We start from the raw sequence: 18987 nt of genomic DNA, 5'->3' as shown, positions 1-18987 counted from the left end.
CCCGATCGGGCCCGAGGAGCTACCAGGAGACCGGGAGGCCGCGCAGGCCGTAGATCGTCATGTCGGCGCGCATCGGCACCTCGGCGGGATCGACGGCCAGCCGCAGTGTCGGGAATCGCCGGAAGAGCGCCGCGTAGCCGACCCGCATCTGCATGCGGGCGAGCTGCTGACCGAGACACTGGTGCACGCCGTGGCCGAAGGCCAGATGTCCGCCCGCGGCGCGGGTGACGTCGAACCGATCGGGGTCGACGAAGCGGTCCGGGTCGCGGTCGGCGGCGCTGAGCGACAGCGTGACGGTGTCGCCCGCCTTGATCAGGTGGCCGTCCAGCTCGACGTCGGCCAAGGCGGTGCGCGACGGTCCGATGTGGAAGATCGTGAGGTAGCGCAGCAGCTCCTCCACGGCGTCGTCGATCAGCGCGGGCTCGGCACGCAGCCGCTCGAGCTGCTCGGGATGACACAGCAGGGTGTAGGTGCCCAGCGACAGCATGTTCGCGGTGGTCTCGTGTCCGGCGGCGAGCAGCAGGAAGGCGATGTTGGCCAGCTCGTCGTCGGTGAGGTCGTGCTCGGTCGTCAGCCTGCCGAGCAGGTCCTCGGTCGGCTGCTGCCGCTTGCGCCGCACGAGCCGCCGTACGAACTCGTCCACGCTGATCGCCGACTCCTCGATCTGCTCGATCGTGGAGCTGAGGGTCAGGAGCACCGCCGTGTGGTGCTGGAACTCGTCGAGTTCGGAGTACGGCGCGCCGAGCAGTTCGCAGATCACCATCGAGGCGACCGGCAGCGCGAAGCAGCGCACGAGGTCGACCTCGGCGGGACCGCGCTCCATCTCGTCGAGCAGCCCCTCGACGATGTGCTCCACCCTCGGGCGCAGGTCCCGCATGCGTCGCATCGTGAACTGACCGGCGAGCAGCTGCCGGTAGCGGGTGTGATCGGGCGGGTCCAGCCGGATGAAGTTGCCGGGGTCGGCCGGTGTCCGCGGCTCCTGAGCGACGAGGTGCGGGAGCGAGGCACGCATCAGGTCCTGTCGGGAGCTGAAGCGCCGGTCGGCGAGTACCGCCCGCGCGGCCGCGTGGCTGGTCACCAGCCAGCCCAGATGTCCGTCCGGGTAGGCCATCCGAGCGATGGGCTCCCGGTCACGCAGGCGGGCGAGCTCGTCGGGGGGATCCAACGGCCGTTCGCGCAGCGTGGGCAGCGAGGTCACCTCGGGACGGCCTTGTCTCATACGATGTTCTCCTTCTCGGCTGCCGATCGTCGGGTCGCTCGGATTCGGGGTGGGTGGTCTTCCCCGGAGTCTCAGGGGAGGGCCGCTCTCGGGGGAGGGCCCGCCGAGGCGGCAGTGGACGAGCGCCGCCTCGGACGGCAATGGAGAGCAGGCAGGCGGGGACGTCGATGCGCGGGCGGGGACTGAGCGGGCCTGCCCGCGTCGATCGCGGCCGATGCCGGCGGACGTCGTGCCGCCGTCGCGGGCTCGTCGGTCGGAATGGGTCGATCCCGACCGGGCGGGTGCCCGAGACGGGGCTTGGTGCGTGCGATGCCGTGACGTCCCCGGACGGTCGGGAGCGCGGACCCGTCCGCCGATGTCGATAGCGTCGTCGTGTGTCGGCGGTCGACGTGTTCACACCTCGGAATCGCCGATGCGGGAATGACGTGTCCGGGCGCCTGTTCTCGATCGGCGTCGTTCTCGGCTGGATGATCTCCTCCATCGCCGACCGTCGTTCGGGCACGTCGTTGGGACACGCCACAGCCGTTCGTCCGAATGGATGCTACGGGGACACCATCGAGGTGATCCAGCATTGCACAGGGGAATAGGGGCGCCGCCCAGGAGAGACAGGGGTCGGATTCCGCGTTCGTGGATGGGGCGGTCCGAGAGGGCCGGACTCGTTGCGACGGCGCACGGGCCTGACCGGTGTGGACGATTCCGGGCGACGGTCTCCGCGGCGCCGCACGTGGCGGTCTTCGACAGCGGCGGCAGGGCGTGGCGCACCGCACGTGGCGACGGCGGCGACGGGCGATGACAGGGCCGCGCACGGCGCCCGCCTCCGTGGAGAAGACCGCCGCGGGTTCGTGATCGGGGATCGTGCTGGTGTGGACGACGGCAGCAGGCGGTATCGAAGTGGTGTGCTTCCCCTCGGCGTGGCTGCGCGGTGTCTTATGCTGGCGGCGGAAAGAGCATGACGGTCGATCGTCGTGGCGGGGCTCGCGCCGTCGATCCGGCGGATTTCGGCGCACCGAACGACGGACGTCGGTCGAAACACCCGCGGTCTGCCGGGAACCTCGTTGACGATGTTGTTCCGATCCGCCGTCCGCAGCGCCGGCAGGCCGGAGAAACCGTGATGTCCGCGTCGTCAGCCCGGCCAGGGCCGTCTCGATCTCCTCTCGGGAGTACGCGGCGCCCGTGGAGACCGACGAGCGCGTCGGCGTGGAGGCTTCGGTGCGGCGGCGGTGCGCCCAGGCCAGGAGTCGCGTCGGCAGAGGCACGCCGAAGTAGTGGTTGCCCGGGCCGGCGCCGACCAGGAGGTGTTCCGCTCGGGCGCACACTCGTCGCCAGTTCTCGCCGTAGGCGCGACGGTGATGTCCGTGTCGTCGTGCCATGGTATTCGGCGGACTGGTCGGCGTTCCTCTCGGTGTGGATCGGAACCAGGGAACTTCCTCTCGAATACAGCGGAATCACTCCGTGAGAACTCGTTCCGCACGCATGACGGGGAACCTCGTGATCGCGCCGACGTCGCCAGGTGCGATCGTGGAATCGAGGAGCGCGCTGCTTTCCTGGAATACACCGACTCGGACTGACTCGCCGCGATGGCCGGTGGTGCGCGCCGTCGACCGACCATTCCCCGAGGTCCGCTTCTTCGACGGGCGGGACGTTCTCCGCCGGTGCGTCGCACCCGAGGGAATCGTCGTCCACGTCGGAGAGGCACTCGATCCGTGCCTCGGCGCCGCCGGTGCCCTCCCGTGCCGGCGCGGCGGCCGTGGTCTCGCCGGCGCGCGGCCGGAATCGGCCGCGGCGTTCCCGGACGTCCGGTCGCGCGCGTGCTGCGATCGGCGCCGTTCGGCGGGTCCGATCGGGCGAACCGGTCCGGGGGACCACGCCCGGTGCGGGGTGCGCCCGCCGCGGCCTCGTCGTGAGAACCCGAGTCCCGGTGACGTCGTCGTCGGGTCCGTCGATCGGCGCCGCTGATCAGGTGCGTCGGCGCCGTGCATGCGGTCGAGCCCGCCCGGCGACTCGGCGCGCGTCCTCGTCGCGCGGTGCCGATCGGCGCCCGCCGGGCCGATCACCGGTGGGCGGCACGGCGGCGGCCACGCCTGCGCAGGTGGGGGATTGACGAGGAACCCGACGAACCTGACGCTCGATCACGACCCTGCCCGGCGGCGACGAGGCGGCCGGTCGAATCGCCGTCTCCGACGCCGCCCGTGACGCGGCGAAGCAAAGCGCGATCCGTTGGGCGTCGGCCGGAGCGGACCGCGCCGCGCGCCGCCGCGCACCCAGCCCGCCGGAACGAACGACGAAGCGACGACGACGAGGAGTTCCGCATGTACCGCAGACACCGACGGCCGGCGGGACGACGGCCGCGCACCCTGACGACCGTTGCGGCCGTCGGCGCCACCCTGCTTCTCGGCCTCACCACGACGGGCATCGCGGCCCCCACGCCGACCGAGGCGACGCCCGGCGGGCCGCAGCAGCTCGTACGCCCCATGGAGAACCTCGGACGCGGCGTGGTGGCGGTGCGGGCAGCCGACGACAACGTGTTCGTGTCCTGGCGGCTGCTCGGGCTCGACCCGGCAGGCCTCGGCTTCCACCTGTACCGATCCGCCGACGGCGGCGACTGGGTGCGGCTCAACGACGACGTCCTGACCGACGGGACGAACTTCCTCGACACCGCCGCCGACCTGAGTCGACAGAACGCCTACCGGGTGACGACCGTCCTCGACGGAGTCGAGGGCGTGCCGAGCGAGCCGTTCGCCCTGTCCGCGGACCATCCCGAGGAGCCGGTGGTCCGCATCCCGCTGCGGCCGGGCGGCGCCGTCAAGTTCGCCTGGGTCGGGGATCTCGACGGCGACGGCGACTTCGACTACGTCATCGACCGGCAGACCGCGCCCCAGACGTTGGAGGCCTACACCGACGAGGGCGAGTTCCTCTGGGAGGTGAACATGGGGCCGAACAGCATGGACCAGGACAACATCGAGGGCGGGTCGGCCACGATCAACGTCGGCCACAACGACGGCGTGACCGTCGCGGACCTCGACGGCGACGGCCGGGCGGAGGTGGCCGTGCGGGTCGCCGACGGAGTCGTCTTCGGCGACGGGACGACGCATCGAGAACAGGACGACGTGCGCCAGTCGATCGCCGTGCTGGACGGCGAGACCGGTGCCCTGCGCGCCGCGGCCCCGGTACCGGACGACTACCTGGCCGACGGCCCGATGTACGCACGGCTCGGCGTCGGACACCTCGACGGCGTCACCCCGAGCGTGGTGGGCTACCTGAAGAACCGCATCGGCGACGGAGGCTTCAACCTCGTCATCGCGGCCTGGCGCCTCGACGGCGACGACCTCGTCCGCCAGTGGCGATGGCTGCGCGGCGATCAGGACGCGCCGGACGGCCACAACACCCGCATCATCGACGTCGACGGGGACGGCCGGGACGAGATCGTCGAGATCGGGTTCGTCCTCAACGGCGACGGCACCCTGCGCTACTCCCTCGCCGACGCGGGCATCGTCCACGGCGACCGCTTCCACATCGCCGACCTGGACCCGGCGCGACCGGGCCTGGAGGGCTACGGGGTACAGCAGGACAACCCGAGCGGCCTGCGCGAGTACTACTACGACGCCGCGAACGGCGAGATGATCTGGCAGCACTTCGGCGAGGGCGTCAGCGACGTCGGACGCGGGATGGTCGGCGACATCGACCCGCGTTTCCCCGGCATGGAGGCCTGGTCCTTCTCCGGTGTCTACAACGCCCCGACCGACTCGCTCACCGAACCCGACACCGGGCTGGCGCCATGGCCGCAGCTGGGGCTGTGGTGGGACGGCGACCTCACCATGGAACTGCTCAACGACGGCAAGTTCGAGAAGTGGGACCCGGAGAATCCGACGCCGAGCAACAGCCTGCCTCGGCTGTTCCGGAACACCGACTACGGGGCGGTCAACGCCCACGGGGTGAATCCCGCGCTCGTCGGCGACATCCTGGGGGACTGGCGGGAGGAGGTCGTCTACACCAACGCCGCGCGGGACGAGCTGATCGTCTTCACGACCGACCAGCCCACCGACACGCGGCTCTACACCCTGGCCCACAACCCGGCCTACCGCAACGCCATGACGCTGCACGGCTACCTGCAGTCCCATCACGTCGACTACTTCCTCGGCCACGGGATGAGCGAGCCCCCGAGGCCCGCGATCGCCTACGTCGGCGGGTGACGGCCGAGGGGCGGTGCGCGGACCGGGTGAGCCGGTGCGCTGGCCGCACTCGCGGAACACGCGGCCCGGGCCGGTGTCGGGTCGGCGGGGGAGGCATCGGCCGGTCGGCGTCAAGCCGGCGGGAAGGCGACCCGCCTGCCGGGCCTCGACGTCGACGCCCGGCCGCCTCATCGGCCCGCCCGCCGTCCCGCGGGAAGCCGGCCCGCGGGGCGGACCCGGCCTCGGGCCGCTCGACGCGGCCGGGATCAGGCGAGTCCGTCGCGGATCCGATTGATCAACACCGCCGCGGGCCGGTCGGCCGACGCCGCCCAGGTCGCCTCGTCCTCGTCGAGCTCGGCCGTCGCGACGACCTCGCCGAGGTCGAGATCGTGCTCCTCGGCCGCGGCGGAGACGAAGTCGACCAGGCGATCCGCGGCTTCGCAGTTCGCGACGGCGTCGCCGAGGTCTTCGCCGTAGGCCTGGCTCACGGCAGCCACGACCGCTTCGAGGTCGTACATGGGGTGTCCCTTCGGGCCCGGAGTCGCTGCCGTCGATGGTGCGACTCGAACGATGGTGAGCAGGCCTGGCGCCGCTCCACACCTGGTGAGCGGGTGCATGGTCGCTTCCGGGTGCGGCTCGGCGACGGGCGGAGTCGGGAGGGGACCCCGACCCGACGGCGGCCGAGTACTCGATCATCGCGATCGTCGCATACGGCAGCGGCGGAGCGGCAACGGGCAGTCCTGACCGTAATCCCGCGGCGTCGCCCGCCTGGTCGCACGTCTCCTCCGCCGCAGGCCGACGAGCAGGCCCGCCTCGCCGCCGGGAGCCCGGCCCCGCGCTGATGAGGCACCGCGGGGCCGAGAGCAGGACTTCGATGTCATCGGCGACTCGCCGTTCTTCGACTGCGAGGTGACGGCCGGCCCGACCGGTCGCGGCGGCCGCCATCGATTCTCACGGTCTCCGAGCACAGCCGCGCGGACCCGCGACGCCAGGCCGTCCATGCACCCCTACGGCGTGGGGGCGGCGGGCCGGGACCGGCCGGGCGGACACGGTCGGCCGAACGGCGGCAGGGCGGCGGGGCGAGAGCGGCGGCCGCGGCCCCTGCGATGGCCCGCCGCCCGCCGCGCCGCGCGTCGTGCGCTACCGCCCGCCCTCGGCGTCACCGGATCCGACGTCGACGCTCGCGAATCGCCGCAGCCGCAGACTGTGGCTCACGACCAGCAGCGAGGACAGCGACATGGCCGCGCCTGCGATCAGCGGGTTGAGCAGGCCGAAGGCGGCCAAGGGGATGCCCGCCAGGTTGTAGACGAACGCCCAGCCGAGATTGCCGTGAATGGTGCGCAACGTCTGATGGGAGAGCAGGATCGCGTCGGCGACGACCCGGAGATCGTCGCGCACCAGGATGACGTCGGCCGAGCGCAGCGCGATGTCGGTGCCGCGGGCCATCGCCAGGCCCAGATCCGCCGTGGCCAGGGCCGGTGCGTCGTTGACGCCGTCGCCCACCATGGCCACCCGGCGGCCCGCGCGCCGCAGCTCGGCCACGGCCGCCGCCTTCTCGGCGGGCAGCACGCCCGCCGACACCTCGCCGATACCCAGCTCCTCGGCGACCGCGCGCACCGTGACCTCGTCGTCGCCGCTCAGCAGCAGGGTCCGCAGCCCGATCTGGTGCAGTTCGGCGACGGCCTCCCGGGCCCCGGACCTGATCTCGTCGCGTACCACCAGCAGGCCTGCGACGCTCCCGTCGACGGCCACCACGACGACCGTCGCGCCGGTCCGCCGGGCCGTGACCAGCCGCTCGGACACCGCGGCGTCGATCGAGACGCCCTCGTCCACGAGCAGCGAGGCCCGACCGACCAGGACCGCGCGGCCGTCGACCTCGCCGCGTGCCCCGAGTCCGGGCAGCGCCGTGAACCGCTCCACCTCGGGCAGGTCGTCGAGTTCGGCCTCGGCCCGTGCCGTCACGGCCGCCGCGATGGGATGCTCCGAGGCCTTCTCGACCGCCCCGGCGAACCGCAGGACCTCTGCGGCGGGGTGCGTGCCGACGGCGACGACCTCGGTGAGCGTCATCCGTCCGGTGGTCACCGTCCCCGTCTTGTCCAGCACGACGGTGTCGATGCCCCGGCTGGTCTCCAACGCCTCCGGGCCCTTGATGAGGATGCCGAGCTGAGCCCCTCGGCCGACCCCCACCATCAACGCGGTCGGGGTGGCCAGCCCCAGCGCGCAGGGGCAGGCGATGATCAGCACCGCGACGGCGGCTCGGAACCCCTCCGTCGCGGCGTGGCCGGTGAGCAGCCAGCTCGCGAAGGTCACCGCCGTGATCACGAGCACCACCGGGACGAACACCGCGCAGATCCGATCGGCCAGCCGTTGGACACGCGCCTTGCCCGCCTGAGCGCGTTCGGCGAGGGCACTCATCTGCGCCAGCTGAGTGCGCGCTCCGACGGCGGTGGCCGTGACCACGAGCCGGCCGCTCAGGTTGATCGTCCCGCCGACCACCGTCGCCTCGGGACCCACCTCGGCGGGCACCGACTCGCCGGTGATCGCGCTGGTGTCCACGGTGGACATGCCGCGTTCGACCCGTCCGTCCGCGGCGAGCTTCTCGCCGGGCCGGACGACGAACAGGTCGCCGACCGCGAGGCTGCCGATGGGGACGACCGTCTCCACTCCCGCCCGCAGCACCCGGACCTCCTTGGCGGCGAGCCCGTCCAACGCCGTCAGCAGATCGACGGCCTGATGCCGGGACCGCAGCTCGAAGTAGCGGCCCGCCAGCAGGAAGGTCGTGACGCCCGCCGCGACCTCCAGGTACACCGCGTCGGCCCCGGCGGCGGTCGTGCCGAAGCCCAGCCAGTAGCCCGGCTCCCCGGAGCCGCCCAGCAGCAGGGAGAAGACCGACCAGCCGTAGGAGGCCAGGACGCCGAGCGACACCAGCGTGTCCATCGTCGACGAGCCGTGCCGCAGCGCCCGCAGCGCCGCGCGGTGGAACGGCGCCGCGGACCAGAAGACGACGGGAGTGGCCAGCAGGAGGCACAGCAGCTCCCAGTAGGGGAACCGCAGCTCGGGTACCAGTGCCAGCGTGATGGCGATGTTCCCGAGCGGCACCGCGAGCAGCGCGGCGACCGCCAGCCGTCGCCGCAGCTCGCGAATCTGCCGAGACCGCGACGCACGCTGCTCGGCGGCCCCCGGCGCCCGGCGGACCGCGGCCTGATAGCCGGCGCGTTCGACCACGGCGACCAGATCCGCGGGCGTCACCGCGGGCGTGTGATGCACCACCGCGCGCTCGGTCGCGAGGTTCACCGAGGCGCGGGCGCCGTCGACCTTGTTCAAGGCCCGCTCCACACGCGCCGCGCAGGCGGCACAGGTCATCCCGCCGAGGACTAGTTCGACACGCTCCTCGGCGGTGTCCGATGGTCGGGTGCGGGCGGACTGGGGATGGGAGGACATGGCTCTCCGTCATTCCGGTGGCTGCTGTCGGTGGTGACGGCGACAGGACCGGACCGCGAACGCGCTCGACAGCGTACGCCTGTCACCGGGCGGTGCCTGCTCCGCCCGGCCACGTCGCCATCGTCGAAGATCTCGGGAACCGACGGGTCGTGCCGTCCGACTACCTGCACGGTGACGGTGACGGCCGCCTGCGACGGCGGAGATTCCGGAGAGGAGAACCGAGACGACAGACGTCCTCCCTCGGCACAGGGCGACGACGGCGGTCGCCGCACCGTGGAACGCGTCGAGGCCCGTGCCGGTCCGAGACCCGGCATCGTCGCTCTCGCTCCGCTCGGGCGCGCCGACACGCATTCGCCGTCGGTCACGAGCCACGCCCCTCGGCTCGCCCGGGGCCGCCGAGATCCGCCGCCGGGTTCTCCTGCCACGACGGGCGGTCCGGCGCCGCCGGGCAACGGTCCGTGCGGGCCGTCGGGGACAGCGGATCGACCCGCCGTCGGACCGGCGTCCAGGACCGGCGCACGACGGGACCGGGACCCGGAGCGTGGGGCGCCGACCGTCCATGCCGTGCCGGCGCCCACCAGGCCTGACGATCGACTCCACGGCATCGTGCTCGGCGCGACCGGGCCGTCTTGGCGTCCGGCAGGTCGGTCGCCTGATCCGACAGCACCTCCGCCAGCCCGTGCACCATGCTCGGGCAGTCTGGCCGCGGCCTCAGTCCCGGCGATCGGCCAGTGCCGCCAGCATCGCGTTGTAGGAGTCCAGTTCGCCGTCGGCGCCGCGTTCCGCGCCGTCGCGACGATCGTGCCGCCGCGAGTCCCGATCGTCCTGACGAGACCACTGGATCAGCAGCGCGATGAGCACGATCACCATCGGCACCTCGCCCGCGACCCAGGCGATCCCGCCGCCCAGCCGCTGATCGGCGAGTAGATCGGGCACCCACGGCACGTCCAGCCTTCGGTAGTACATCTCGCCGATCAACGTCGGCCTGCTCATCAGCAGCACGCCGAAGAAGGCGTGAAAGGGCATGGCGGCGAACAGCATGCCCAGCCTGGCCAGGTGCGGCAGCGGCCGAGGCGGCCGGTCCACCCCGATGACCAGCCAGTAGAAGACGTAACCGGACACCAGGAAGTGGACGGTCATCAGCTGGTGCGCCCAGTGCTCCGGCATCGCCGCGTCGAACAGGCCGGTGAAGTACAGCCCGAAGAGCGAGCCGATGAACACCACCGACGCCGTCACGGGATGCAGCAGCAGCCGGGCGGCCCGGGAATGCGACAGCGCCACCAGCCATTCCCTCGGTCCCGGCGGCCTGCCTTCGCCCGCGGTGGGCAGCGCCCGCAGCGCCAGCGTGATCGGGCCGCCGAGCACCAGCAGCACCGGGGCCAGCATGTTCAGGGTCATGTGCGTCGCCATGTGGACGCTGAAGGCGCCCGGCGCGAAGCGGCCGAGCCCGGACGACGTCGCGACCAGGACGACCAGGCAGCCGCCGATCCAGGCCGCCGTGCGCCCCAGCGGCCACCGATCTCCTCGGCGGTGCAGCCTGCGCACCCCGAGCAGGTAGAGCACCGAGCCCGCGAGCGCGCCGACGCCGACCACCAGGTTGAGTCGCCAGCCCAGGACCATGCCCGCCAGGTCGGGAGCCGAGAGCAGCTCGTAGCCGATCAGCGTCTCCATGATCGAGGCGGGATCGAGGAGGAACGCGGGCAGCACGAGGCGGCTCGACGCGACCGACACCCCGGCGGCCAGCCCCAGCACGAGCACCTCGACCAGGAGCAGCGGCGCCACCGGACGTCGATCGTCGGACGACAGCCGCCCCCGCCACCTCCGGCGCAGCACCACCGTGATCGCCACGAGCCCGATCAGGATCAGCGCCTTGCCGACGACCAGCAGCCCGTAACCGGTGGTGAGCAGCCCCTCGGGTCGAGCGCCGATCAGCCCGCTGATCACTCCCGAGCCGCCGAGGACGACGAGACAGCCCAGCGAGAGGCGGTGATAGCGCCGGATCGCCGGCTCCTGGTCCGTGCCGCCGCGCCGCACGTGTAGCAGCAGCGCGACCAGCGTGCCCAGCCACACCGCCGCCGCGAGCGCGTGCCACAGCATCGCGTTCGTCGCCACGTCATGCCAGGCGCCGACGGCGGCATGACCGACGACCACCGGGACGAGCACGCCGAACGCCGCGATCGCCGTGAGCCCCACGACCGGACGCCACGACAGCGTCCACCGCGTCCCCACGGCGACGACGACGGCGCAGACCAGCACGACGAGCCACGCCGTCGGCTCCTCGAGCGCGTCGACGAGGCCCCACAGGATCTCCGGATCCGCCAGCATCGTCACCGGGCGCCCCGCGAGGTCGGCGGCGCTGAACGGGACGAGCAGCGCCGCCGACACCGCCCAGCAGACCGCCGCCCGCGCGGCCGTCCGCAGCGCCGCGTACCCGTCGGCGGTCACGCCGCCGGTCGGCGCCGCCGGGGTGCAGAAGGCGGCGAACACCAGAGCGCCGAGGCAGACGGCGCTCGCGAGCCGGGCGGACAGCCGCAGGAGCGTCGCGCCCAGCGACGTGACCAGGCCGGGATCCTGGTCGCCCAGTGGCGCGTGCACGTCCCCGGCGAGCAGCACGGTCAGCGTCACGACCGCCACGGCGATCGCGGCCGACAGCAGCAGGCCTACCCGGATCAGCCCGCGGGTTCTGAGATCTGGCTTGTCACGTCTGCGCACCATCCAGGGGTCGGCTCCGCGGCCCGGAAGGTTCCCGGGCCTTCGGCGGCCGCGCGGTCCCCTCGCGGCGTCCTGGCGACTCCGCCACGACATCGGGCCAGGTCGGCGTGCCGAGACGGGTGGCGGCCGCCGTGGACGGGGCGGGCAGGCGAGACGATCGTCACGCCTCGGGTCTCGGTGTGCGCCGGGAACCCGGCGGCGTCGGTCGTCGTCCCGGCCGCGATGTGCCGCCGGAGCGCCCACGGCGGCCCGGGAACTTCCGGTCCCGTCGGCCCGACCGTGTCAACGACGCCCCTCGGCCGCTGTCGCGGGGCGTGGCGACGACGGAGTGAGGAGACGACTGTGGTGACTCGGCGAGGTTCGGCCACCGTGGCGGCGGCGATCCTGATGTTCTCGGCGGGATGCGCGAGCCCGGCACCGGATGCCCGGCCCGCCGACGCGGCGTTGCGGGACGGCCCGGCAGGCTATCCGGTGGTCATCGAGAACTGCGGCACCGAGTACAGCTTTCCCGCGCCGCCCGAGCGCACCGTGGTGATGAACGGCGGCTCGGTCGCCGAGGTCTCGTCGATGCTCGCGCTGGGACTGGGCGATCGGATCGTGGCCAACGCCCAGAACTACGGAACCTCGGAGGTCGAGGGCAGGCAGCAGGAGATCGACGCGCTGCCCACCGGAGGCCTCGCGCTCACCGAGGCGGGCGACATCCCGCGCGAGGCGATGCTCGAGCTGCGGCCGGACTTCGTGCTCGCCACCTACGACGGCGGCTTCTCCGCCGACCTCGGCCACGCCACCCGAGAGGACCTGCGGCGGCTCGGGGCGAACAGCTACGTCCCGGCCCGCAGCTGTGGCGCGGCGGGCACGGTGGAGGGCGAGCCCGTCATCGAGGACAGCTATGAGCTGATCACCGACCTCGGCCGGATCTTCGGCGTCGAAGATCGCGCCGAGGAGGTCGTCGCCCGGTCGCGCGCGGCGATCGAGGCGGTCGAGGCCGCGGTGGCGGGGGTGGAGCCGAAGAACATCCTCGTCCTGTTCGTCGGCATGAGCATGGGTTCCGGCGGCCTCGGCGACGTCGGCGCCACCGGCATCTGGAACGACGTCCTGGCACGCGCGGGTGCGGCGAACGCCTTCGGCGACGCCTCCGAGGGCATGTTCGCCGACGTGAGCCGCGAACAGGCCGCGCGGGCCGCCGTCGACGGCGTCGTCATCGTGAGCTACCGGCACCCGGACCCCGAGTCGGAGGCCCACCGGCTCTTCGACGAGTACCCGCAGTGGCCCGCCGCCCGCGACGGGGACTTCGTCGTGCTGTCGGACTCGATCTACCTCGGCCCGAGCAACGCGGAGGCCGTCGAGGCCGTCGCCCGCATGGCACACCCGGAGAGGTTCTGACGTGGTGCGGGTGACGCAGCCCCGTCCGAGGACCTCTGCCCGGCGGCGAGCCGAACGGCGGGGCACGGCACCGTTCGGTCGGGTTCCCCTGCCGCCGCTGGCGGCAGCCCTGTCGGTCCTGCTCGCCGTGGCGATGCTGGTGGCGATCGGGATCGGCTCCGTCGACATCGCGCTGTCCGATGCCTGGCAGGTGATCGTCGACCGGGTGGCGGGGCGCCCGCCCGCCGACGTCGTCGACGACCAGATCCTGTGGACGTACCGGGTGCCCAGGGTCCTGCTCGCCGCGCTCTGCGGGGCGGGTCTGTCGGTCGCGGGCGTCGTCCTGCAGGCCGTGGTCGCCAACCCCCTGGCCGATCCCTACATCCTCGGGATCTCCTCCGGTGCCTCGGTCGGCGCCGTCCTCGTCATGACCGCCACCTCCGGCGTGTTCGCGGGACTCGCCGGCCTCGGGGTCGCGGGCGCGGCGTTCCTCGGCGCGCTGCTCGCCGTGGTCCTGGTCTTCGCCCTCGGCAGGCACGGCGGCAGGCTGGTGCCGACTCGGCTGGTCCTCGCGGGCGTCGCGGTGGGCTACCTGCTGGCCGCCGTCACCAGCTTCATCCAGTTGCAGGCGAATCCGAACGAGCTGCGACGGGTGATGTTCTGGATGCTGGGCAGCGTCGCGGGCGCCCAGTGGGAGCAGCTGCCGCTCACCGCCGTCGTCGTCCTGGCGAGCACCGGGCTGCTCGTCCTCTACGGCAGGCGGCTCAACGCACTGGTCACCGGCGAGGAGTCGGCCACCGCCCTGGGCGTGGACGTGTGGCGGCTTCGGGTGGGCCTGCTGGTCACCGCCTCACTGCTCACCGCGTCGTTGATCTCGGTGGCGGGCGGCATCGGCTTCGTGGGGCTGATGATCCCGCATCTGGTGCGGCTGGCCTTCGGCGTCGACCACCGACGACTGCTCCCGCTGTCGGCGCTGATCGGCGCGTCCTACCTGGTACTGGTCGACCTGCTGGCCCGCTCCGTCGACCCGCCCAACGAACTGCCGTTGGGCATCGTCACGGCCGTCTTCGGCGCGCCGTTCTTCGTCTGGCTGATTCGGCGTGGCCGAGGATTGGAAGCCGCATGAGACTGCAGCTGTCCGAGGTGGACCTCGCCATCGCGGGAAGACGGATCGTCGAGGACGTCTCCTTCGAGGTGTCCCCGGGTGCCTTCGTCGGGCTCGTCGGCCCGAACGGCAGCGGCAAGACGACCGTGTTGCGGTCGGTCTATCGGTCGCTGCGGCCCGAGGCGGGCGTCGTCCGCGTCGGCGACGACGAGGTCTGGCGGCTGGGCCCCCGCCAGGCGGCCCGCCGTACCGCTGCCGTGCTCCAGAGCGACGCCTCCTCGGCGGGGCTGACCGCCGCCGAGGTCGTCGCGCTCGGGCGGACAGCGCATCACGGCCTGCTGGAGCGCCCCGGTTCACGGGACCACGACGTCGTCCGGGACGCCATGGCCAGGACGGCGACGGTCGACTTCGCCGATCGGGCGTTCGGGACGCTGTCCGGCGGCGAGCGCCAGCGCGTCCTCGTCGCCAGGGCGCTGGCACAGGAGCCCCGGCTGCTCATCCTCGACGAGCCCACCAACCACCTGGACGTCCGCGCCCGGTTCGAGTTGCTGGAGCTGGTGCGTGCGACGGGGATCACCACCCTGGCGGTGCTGCACGAACTGGAGATGGCGGCGCGGGCCTGCGACGAGCTGGTGGTCCTCGACGGCGGCCGGATCGTGACGACCGGCCCCGTCCTGGAGGTGCTCACCCCCGAGGTGCTGCGCACCGTCTTCGGGGTCAACGCCGAGGCACGGCGGCATGCCGACGGGGTGGTGCGCATTCACTACGCCGCCGACCCGCTCGCGGCGTCCGACGTCGTGAGCCGGGCGGTGCGAGCGCCACGAATCCGCCTGCCGCCCCCGTAGGCCCGGCCGGGGGAAGGCGGAGCGGCGGCGCCGTCGTGCCGGGCGGGGCGCCCGTCGTGCCGAGCGCGGGGACGGCGAGCGGGCGGCAGGAACCGCCGATTCGCCGGCGGGACACGGCGTCGTCAGCCGGTCTCGTGGGCCTGGTCGCGGGCCGCGAGCAGGTCGTCCCTCGCCCGGGCCACCCGCGAGCGGATGGTCCCGACCTCGCAGTCGCAGACCTTCGCGGCCTCCGCATAGGACAGACCGAGGACCTGGGTGAGCACGATCGCCGAACGCCGTGACTCGTCGAGCGAGTCGAGCAGCATGTTGAGCTCCACGATGTCCTCGAAGCCGGCCGACCGTCGATGCCTGCGCGCGGCGTCGGCCTCGGCGGCCTGCTGCCAGTCGACCTCGGCGGACACCCGAGGGCGAGCCGCCCGCGACCGAATTCGGTCGACCACGACGCGGCGGGCGATGGAGAACAGCCAGGTGCGAGAGGAGGAGCGGCCCGCGAAGCCGGGCAGCGCGGTGAACGCCCGGAGGTAGGTCTCCTGTGTCAGGTCGTCGGCGCCGCCGGGACCGTCGAGATGGGCGAGAAACCGCCAGACGTCGGCCTGCGTCGCACGGACCCATGCCTCCAGCGCCGACCGATCCCCGCGACCGGCGGCGAGCGCGAGTGCGGTGATCTGCTCGTCGCCCAGTCGATCGCCCTTGCGAGTCACGGGCCTCACAGTAGTCGAGGTGCGGGTGTGACCCAGCACGTGATGCGGCGACAATCAGGGCATGAACTGTGCGAAGTACCGGGAGGCCGTGTCGGCGCGTATCGACGGCGAGACCGCCGTTCTGCCGGAGTCGGAGATCACCGGGCACCTCGGCAGTTGCACCGCCTGCCAGGCCTGGGAGCGCTCCGTCACCGAGCTGCGCCGTTCGATGCACGTCCGGGCCGCGCCGGAGGTCCCCGACCTCACGGCCCGCATCATGACGCTGCCGTACCGCGCCGCGCCGCAGCGCCCGCCGATGCGGCGAATCCTGTTGGGCCTCGTCGCGATCGCGCAGATCGTGCTCGGCGCGGCTCAGCTGTTCGGCTTCGGCGAGCACGTGCACGCCGCCCACGAGCCGGGACTCATGGCGGGGCACCTGATCAACGAGAGCGCGGCGTGGAACCTCGCACTGGGTGTCGGACTGCTCTGGGCCGCCGTGCGGACCCACGCCGCGGCGGGACAGCTGCCGATGCTCGGCGGTTTCGCGCTGGTGCTGGGGGTGGTCTCGATCGCCGACCTGATCGCCGGCCTGGCGACGCCGGAGCGGGTGCTCTCCCACGGGCTGGTGTTCGTCGGAGTGATTCTGTTGATCTTCGTGTCCCGAGGCGAGCGGGAGAAGGGGCTCCCCGGGCCGTCCCGCGTCGGGGATTCGGACGACGACGACCGGCCCGGCGCGCTGCCCGCCGCCGTCCGCCTGCTGCGCGGTGCGGACGGGCCCTCGCGAGCGCGGGCGAACGCCAAGGTCGACCGCGCCGCCTGAGACCTCCGCGAGACGGCTCCGGCCGAAGACGGCGGGTACCCGCCTCGCGGTCAGAGCGGCGTGGGGCGGTCCCGCGTCGTGAACATAGAGTGTGGCGATGAGCCCGATCGTCGTGCTGGACGCGCCCTCCAACCTCGGTCTGCGGATGCCCGCCCCCGGTGTCCTGCCCGGCTGCTACAAACTGGCCGGGGCGCTGCGAGATCAGGGCCTGCCGCACAGGATCGGCGCACGGGACGCGGGTCACGTGGTAGCGCCGAGGTACGACGTCTCGGACTGGTCACCGGGTGACGGGCTCTTCAACGGCGCGGCGATCGCCGAGTACACCGCGCGCCTGGCCGACCGGGTCGCGCGCCACCTGGATCGGGGCGAGTTCCCGGTCCTCCTCGGCGGCGACTGCAGCATCCTCCTGGCTCCGCTGCTGGGCCTGCGCCGCCGAGGCCGCTACGGACTCGCGTACTTCGACGGCAGCGCGGACTTCCTCCGCCTGGCGCAGGCGGGCCGGTCCGGCGCGGCCGCGGGGGAGACGCTCGCCCTGGCCACCGGCCGCGGCCGGGCCGACGTCACCGACATCGACGGCCTGGGCCCGTACCTTCAGGACGGTGACGTCGTCGTGCTCGGCAACCGGGCCGAGGACGAGGACGTCGCGAATCTGGCCGAGGCGGGCATCGCCTGTCGGACGGCGCCGCGAATCCAGGCCGACGGCCCCGCCGAGGTGGCCGCACAGACCCTGCGACACTTCGACGGCCTCGACGGCTTCTGGGTGCACCTCGACGTGGACGTCCTCGACATCGACGTGCTCCCCGCCGTCGACGCACCCGACCCCGGCGGTCTTCAGTACGACGAGCTTCTCGACCTGCTGCGTCCGATGCTCGCCGACGAACGCTGTGTCGGCCTCAACGTGACGATCTACGACCCGGATCTCGATCCGGACGGCCGCTACGGCGCCGAGCTCACCGACGCGCTCGTCGCGGCCTTCGAGGGACGGCGGTAGGGGCGTCGAGCGAGGCCCGTCGCCGGTCGGAGCGGCGGCCGGGCGCGGCCGCGGCCCGCGGCTGAGCGGACGGACGGCAGGTCACAGCGGACCCGGCGGCCGGGCTGCCGCAGCACGGCGCGCGGTCGGGTTCTCGTCGGGAACGACGTCGGAGCCGCTGAGGGCGGGCCTGTCGGACGGGCGGCCACCACTTGCCGCGCGCCTGCGGCACCCGGTGGACACCGTGCGGGCCGGGGAGGTCAGGAGGTGGCCTGCCGTCTGCGGAGTTCGATGCCGCCTTCCTCGCGACGCGCCCCGAGGGAGGCAGGGCGTACGGCGCCGTGTGCAGTTCGTCGGCCTCGCCGGTCGCCTCCGGGAACGCTCGGCCGTGCGGCACCGCGAACACCCGGCGAGGAGTTCTCGTGCCACGCCGCGCCCGCGGTGTTCGGCGGCGGTGCCGATCAGCCCGTGTCGGGGCCTCGGTCGCCGGGTCCACACCCGGGCCAGACCGAGGTGGTCGCCGGTGACCCGATCGACGGCGATCAGCTGCAACGCCGGATCGAACTCAGGGTCGGCGAGGGTGCCCCGGACGAACCGGGCGGGATCGTTGCGCCAGCCCGTCGCGCCGGGCCGGAATGCCCCGTGGTCGTCCCTCCGCGGCGTCGGCCACCCCGCCCGGCGTGATCGTGCCGTGGCTCAGCCGAACCGATGCTCGTTCATACACTCGACATACGCGTAGGTATTCGGCTTGAGGTGATCACAGGGGCCGGCGGCGCGAGGGGCGACGGCGCCCGGCAGCACTGCGGCGGTCAGGGCGAAGACCCAGAGGAATCGACTCATCGTGCTCCGATCGAGATCCGCGGCGTCGGCGGTCGCCGACGGGCCCATCGATTGTCTAGGCGGCTCATCGAGAGCGTCAAGATCGGTGGCCTTCCTGGTCGTCATCATCCAACTTCTGTGCGATCAATAGTCACCCGAAAGTGATTCAGTGAAATAGGCGGGTTCCGGGAGGGTCCGTCGTTCTCGGATCCTGGAAAGGAGAACGGAGCCGATCCTTCGCCGGTGTCGGTTCGAACGGTTCCCGCGAGCACGAGGCCTCGCCGTCGACGAGATGTCCGGTGCGGTGATTCACGGTCAGATCGTCGACGTCGGTGCGGGCGTCGCATCGAGATGAGCGGAAGGTCGGACGCTGGTGGGGGAGGCGGTGCGAAACGGGCCGTCGACGGCATCCGAGAGACGAAGTGGCGACTCCGAACCTGACAAGGCGGTGATCGGGGGGCGGGGTCGCTTACGGCGGCGGACGCACGGGAGACAACCGGTCGGCATCCCTGTCACCGCGAATGTCTTGCCGAAAAAATGAAGCGGAGGTCAGGGTGTGGTCGTTCGGTGTTCTCGAGAAGGAGCCGCGAGGAACGCCTGAGGTACGGAGCGATGCCTGACGGCCCTCGGCGTGCGATCACCGAACCGATGCGATTCGGGTGTACACACGCGAAGCCCGACTGCGGAATCGCGGTCCTCCGCGCCTAGACGGATGCCACCTCCGTCGCGGTGAGTGGCAGTGCGAAACAGGTGCGTGCGGGCTGTCCGACCTGCCGTCGTGCCCGTGATGAACTCGTCTCGGCGGACAGGTCGCGGGCGATGAATCTCGCGGGCCGTCGATTCCG

At 72.6% G+C, this 18987-nt stretch carries 12 protein-coding genes; 6 read left to right on the top strand and 6 right to left on the bottom strand.

What is annotated here, in order from left to right; all coding sequences use genetic code 11:
- Positions 1–19: 19 nt before the first annotated feature.
- A complete protein-coding gene (locus AHOG_RS15520; protein ID WP_093942000.1) occupies positions 20–1219 on the bottom strand; it encodes a cytochrome P450 in 1200 nt (399 codons plus the stop codon).
- A gap of 2309 nt (positions 1220–3528) precedes the next feature.
- Here AHOG_RS15520 and AHOG_RS15505 point away from each other — a divergent pair.
- On the top strand, positions 3529–5409 hold the full coding sequence (locus AHOG_RS15505; protein WP_093941997.1) for a rhamnogalacturonan lyase family protein: 1881 nt from the start codon (positions 3529–3531) through the stop codon (positions 5407–5409).
- Between the two features lie 245 nt (positions 5410–5654).
- On the opposite strand, the gene AHOG_RS15500 is transcribed toward AHOG_RS15505, so the two are convergent.
- From AHOG_RS15500 to AHOG_RS15485, 3 genes are all read right to left on the bottom strand, one after another.
- Positions 5655–5906 (bottom strand): hypothetical protein, encoded by a 252-nt coding sequence (locus AHOG_RS15500; RefSeq protein ID WP_093941996.1) that lies wholly within the window; start codon positions 5904–5906, stop codon positions 5655–5657.
- A 622-nt stretch (positions 5907–6528) separates the two neighbouring features.
- A complete protein-coding gene (locus AHOG_RS15495; RefSeq protein ID WP_093941995.1) occupies positions 6529–8829 on the bottom strand; it encodes a heavy metal translocating P-type ATPase in 2301 nt (766 codons plus the stop codon).
- Between the two features lie 711 nt (positions 8830–9540).
- A complete protein-coding gene (locus AHOG_RS15485) occupies positions 9541–11544 on the bottom strand; it encodes a bifunctional copper resistance protein CopD/cytochrome c oxidase assembly protein (RefSeq protein ID WP_093941993.1) in 2004 nt (667 codons plus the stop codon).
- Positions 11545–11883: 339 nt separating this feature from the next.
- On the opposite strand from AHOG_RS15485, the gene AHOG_RS15475 reads away from it, so the two are divergent.
- From AHOG_RS15475 to AHOG_RS15465, 3 genes are read left to right on the top strand one after another with little or no spacing between them, the layout of a single operon-like run.
- Positions 11884–12924, top strand: a complete 1041-nt coding sequence (locus AHOG_RS15475) for an ABC transporter substrate-binding protein (protein WP_211290408.1) — start codon at positions 11884–11886, stop codon at positions 12922–12924.
- 10 nt (positions 12925–12934) lie between these two features.
- On the top strand, positions 12935–14029 hold the full coding sequence (locus AHOG_RS15470) for a FecCD family ABC transporter permease (protein WP_245856252.1): 1095 nt from the start codon (positions 12935–12937) through the stop codon (positions 14027–14029).
- Positions 14026–14853: an ABC transporter ATP-binding protein gene (locus AHOG_RS15465; protein WP_093941991.1), complete on the top strand. Its 828-nt coding sequence runs from the start codon at positions 14026–14028 to the stop codon at positions 14851–14853. The genes AHOG_RS15470 and AHOG_RS15465 overlap by 4 nt, the downstream gene beginning before the upstream one ends.
- Before the next feature lie 122 nt (positions 14854–14975).
- Here the strand turns inward: AHOG_RS15465 and AHOG_RS15460 are convergent, their stop codons facing one another.
- Positions 14976–15554, bottom strand: a complete 579-nt coding sequence (locus AHOG_RS15460) for a sigma-70 family RNA polymerase sigma factor (RefSeq protein ID WP_093941990.1) — start codon at positions 15552–15554, stop codon at positions 14976–14978.
- 61 nt (positions 15555–15615) lie between these two features.
- On the opposite strand from AHOG_RS15460, the gene AHOG_RS15455 reads away from it, so the two are divergent.
- Complete coding sequence (locus tag AHOG_RS15455; RefSeq protein WP_093941989.1) at positions 15616–16353, top strand: hypothetical protein; 738 nt, start codon at positions 15616–15618, stop codon at positions 16351–16353.
- A 97-nt stretch (positions 16354–16450) separates the two neighbouring features.
- Positions 16451–17344 (top strand): arginase family protein, encoded by an 894-nt coding sequence (locus AHOG_RS15450; protein WP_093941988.1) that lies wholly within the window; start codon positions 16451–16453, stop codon positions 17342–17344.
- A 675-nt stretch (positions 17345–18019) separates the two neighbouring features.
- Here AHOG_RS15450 and AHOG_RS15440 read toward each other — a convergent pair.
- Positions 18020–18271, bottom strand: coding sequence for a hypothetical protein (locus AHOG_RS15440; RefSeq protein ID WP_157736841.1), 252 nt, complete (start codon positions 18269–18271; stop codon positions 18020–18022).
- Between the last annotated feature and the right edge of the window lie 716 nt (positions 18272–18987).

It is taken from the genome of Actinoalloteichus hoggarensis (assembly GCF_002234535.1).
In the GTDB taxonomy this organism is placed as follows: domain Bacteria; phylum Actinomycetota; class Actinomycetes; order Mycobacteriales; family Pseudonocardiaceae; genus Actinoalloteichus_A; species Actinoalloteichus_A hoggarensis.
Note: the sequence above shows the minus strand (reverse complement) of the source record. Positions and strands in the feature narration are given on the sequence as shown.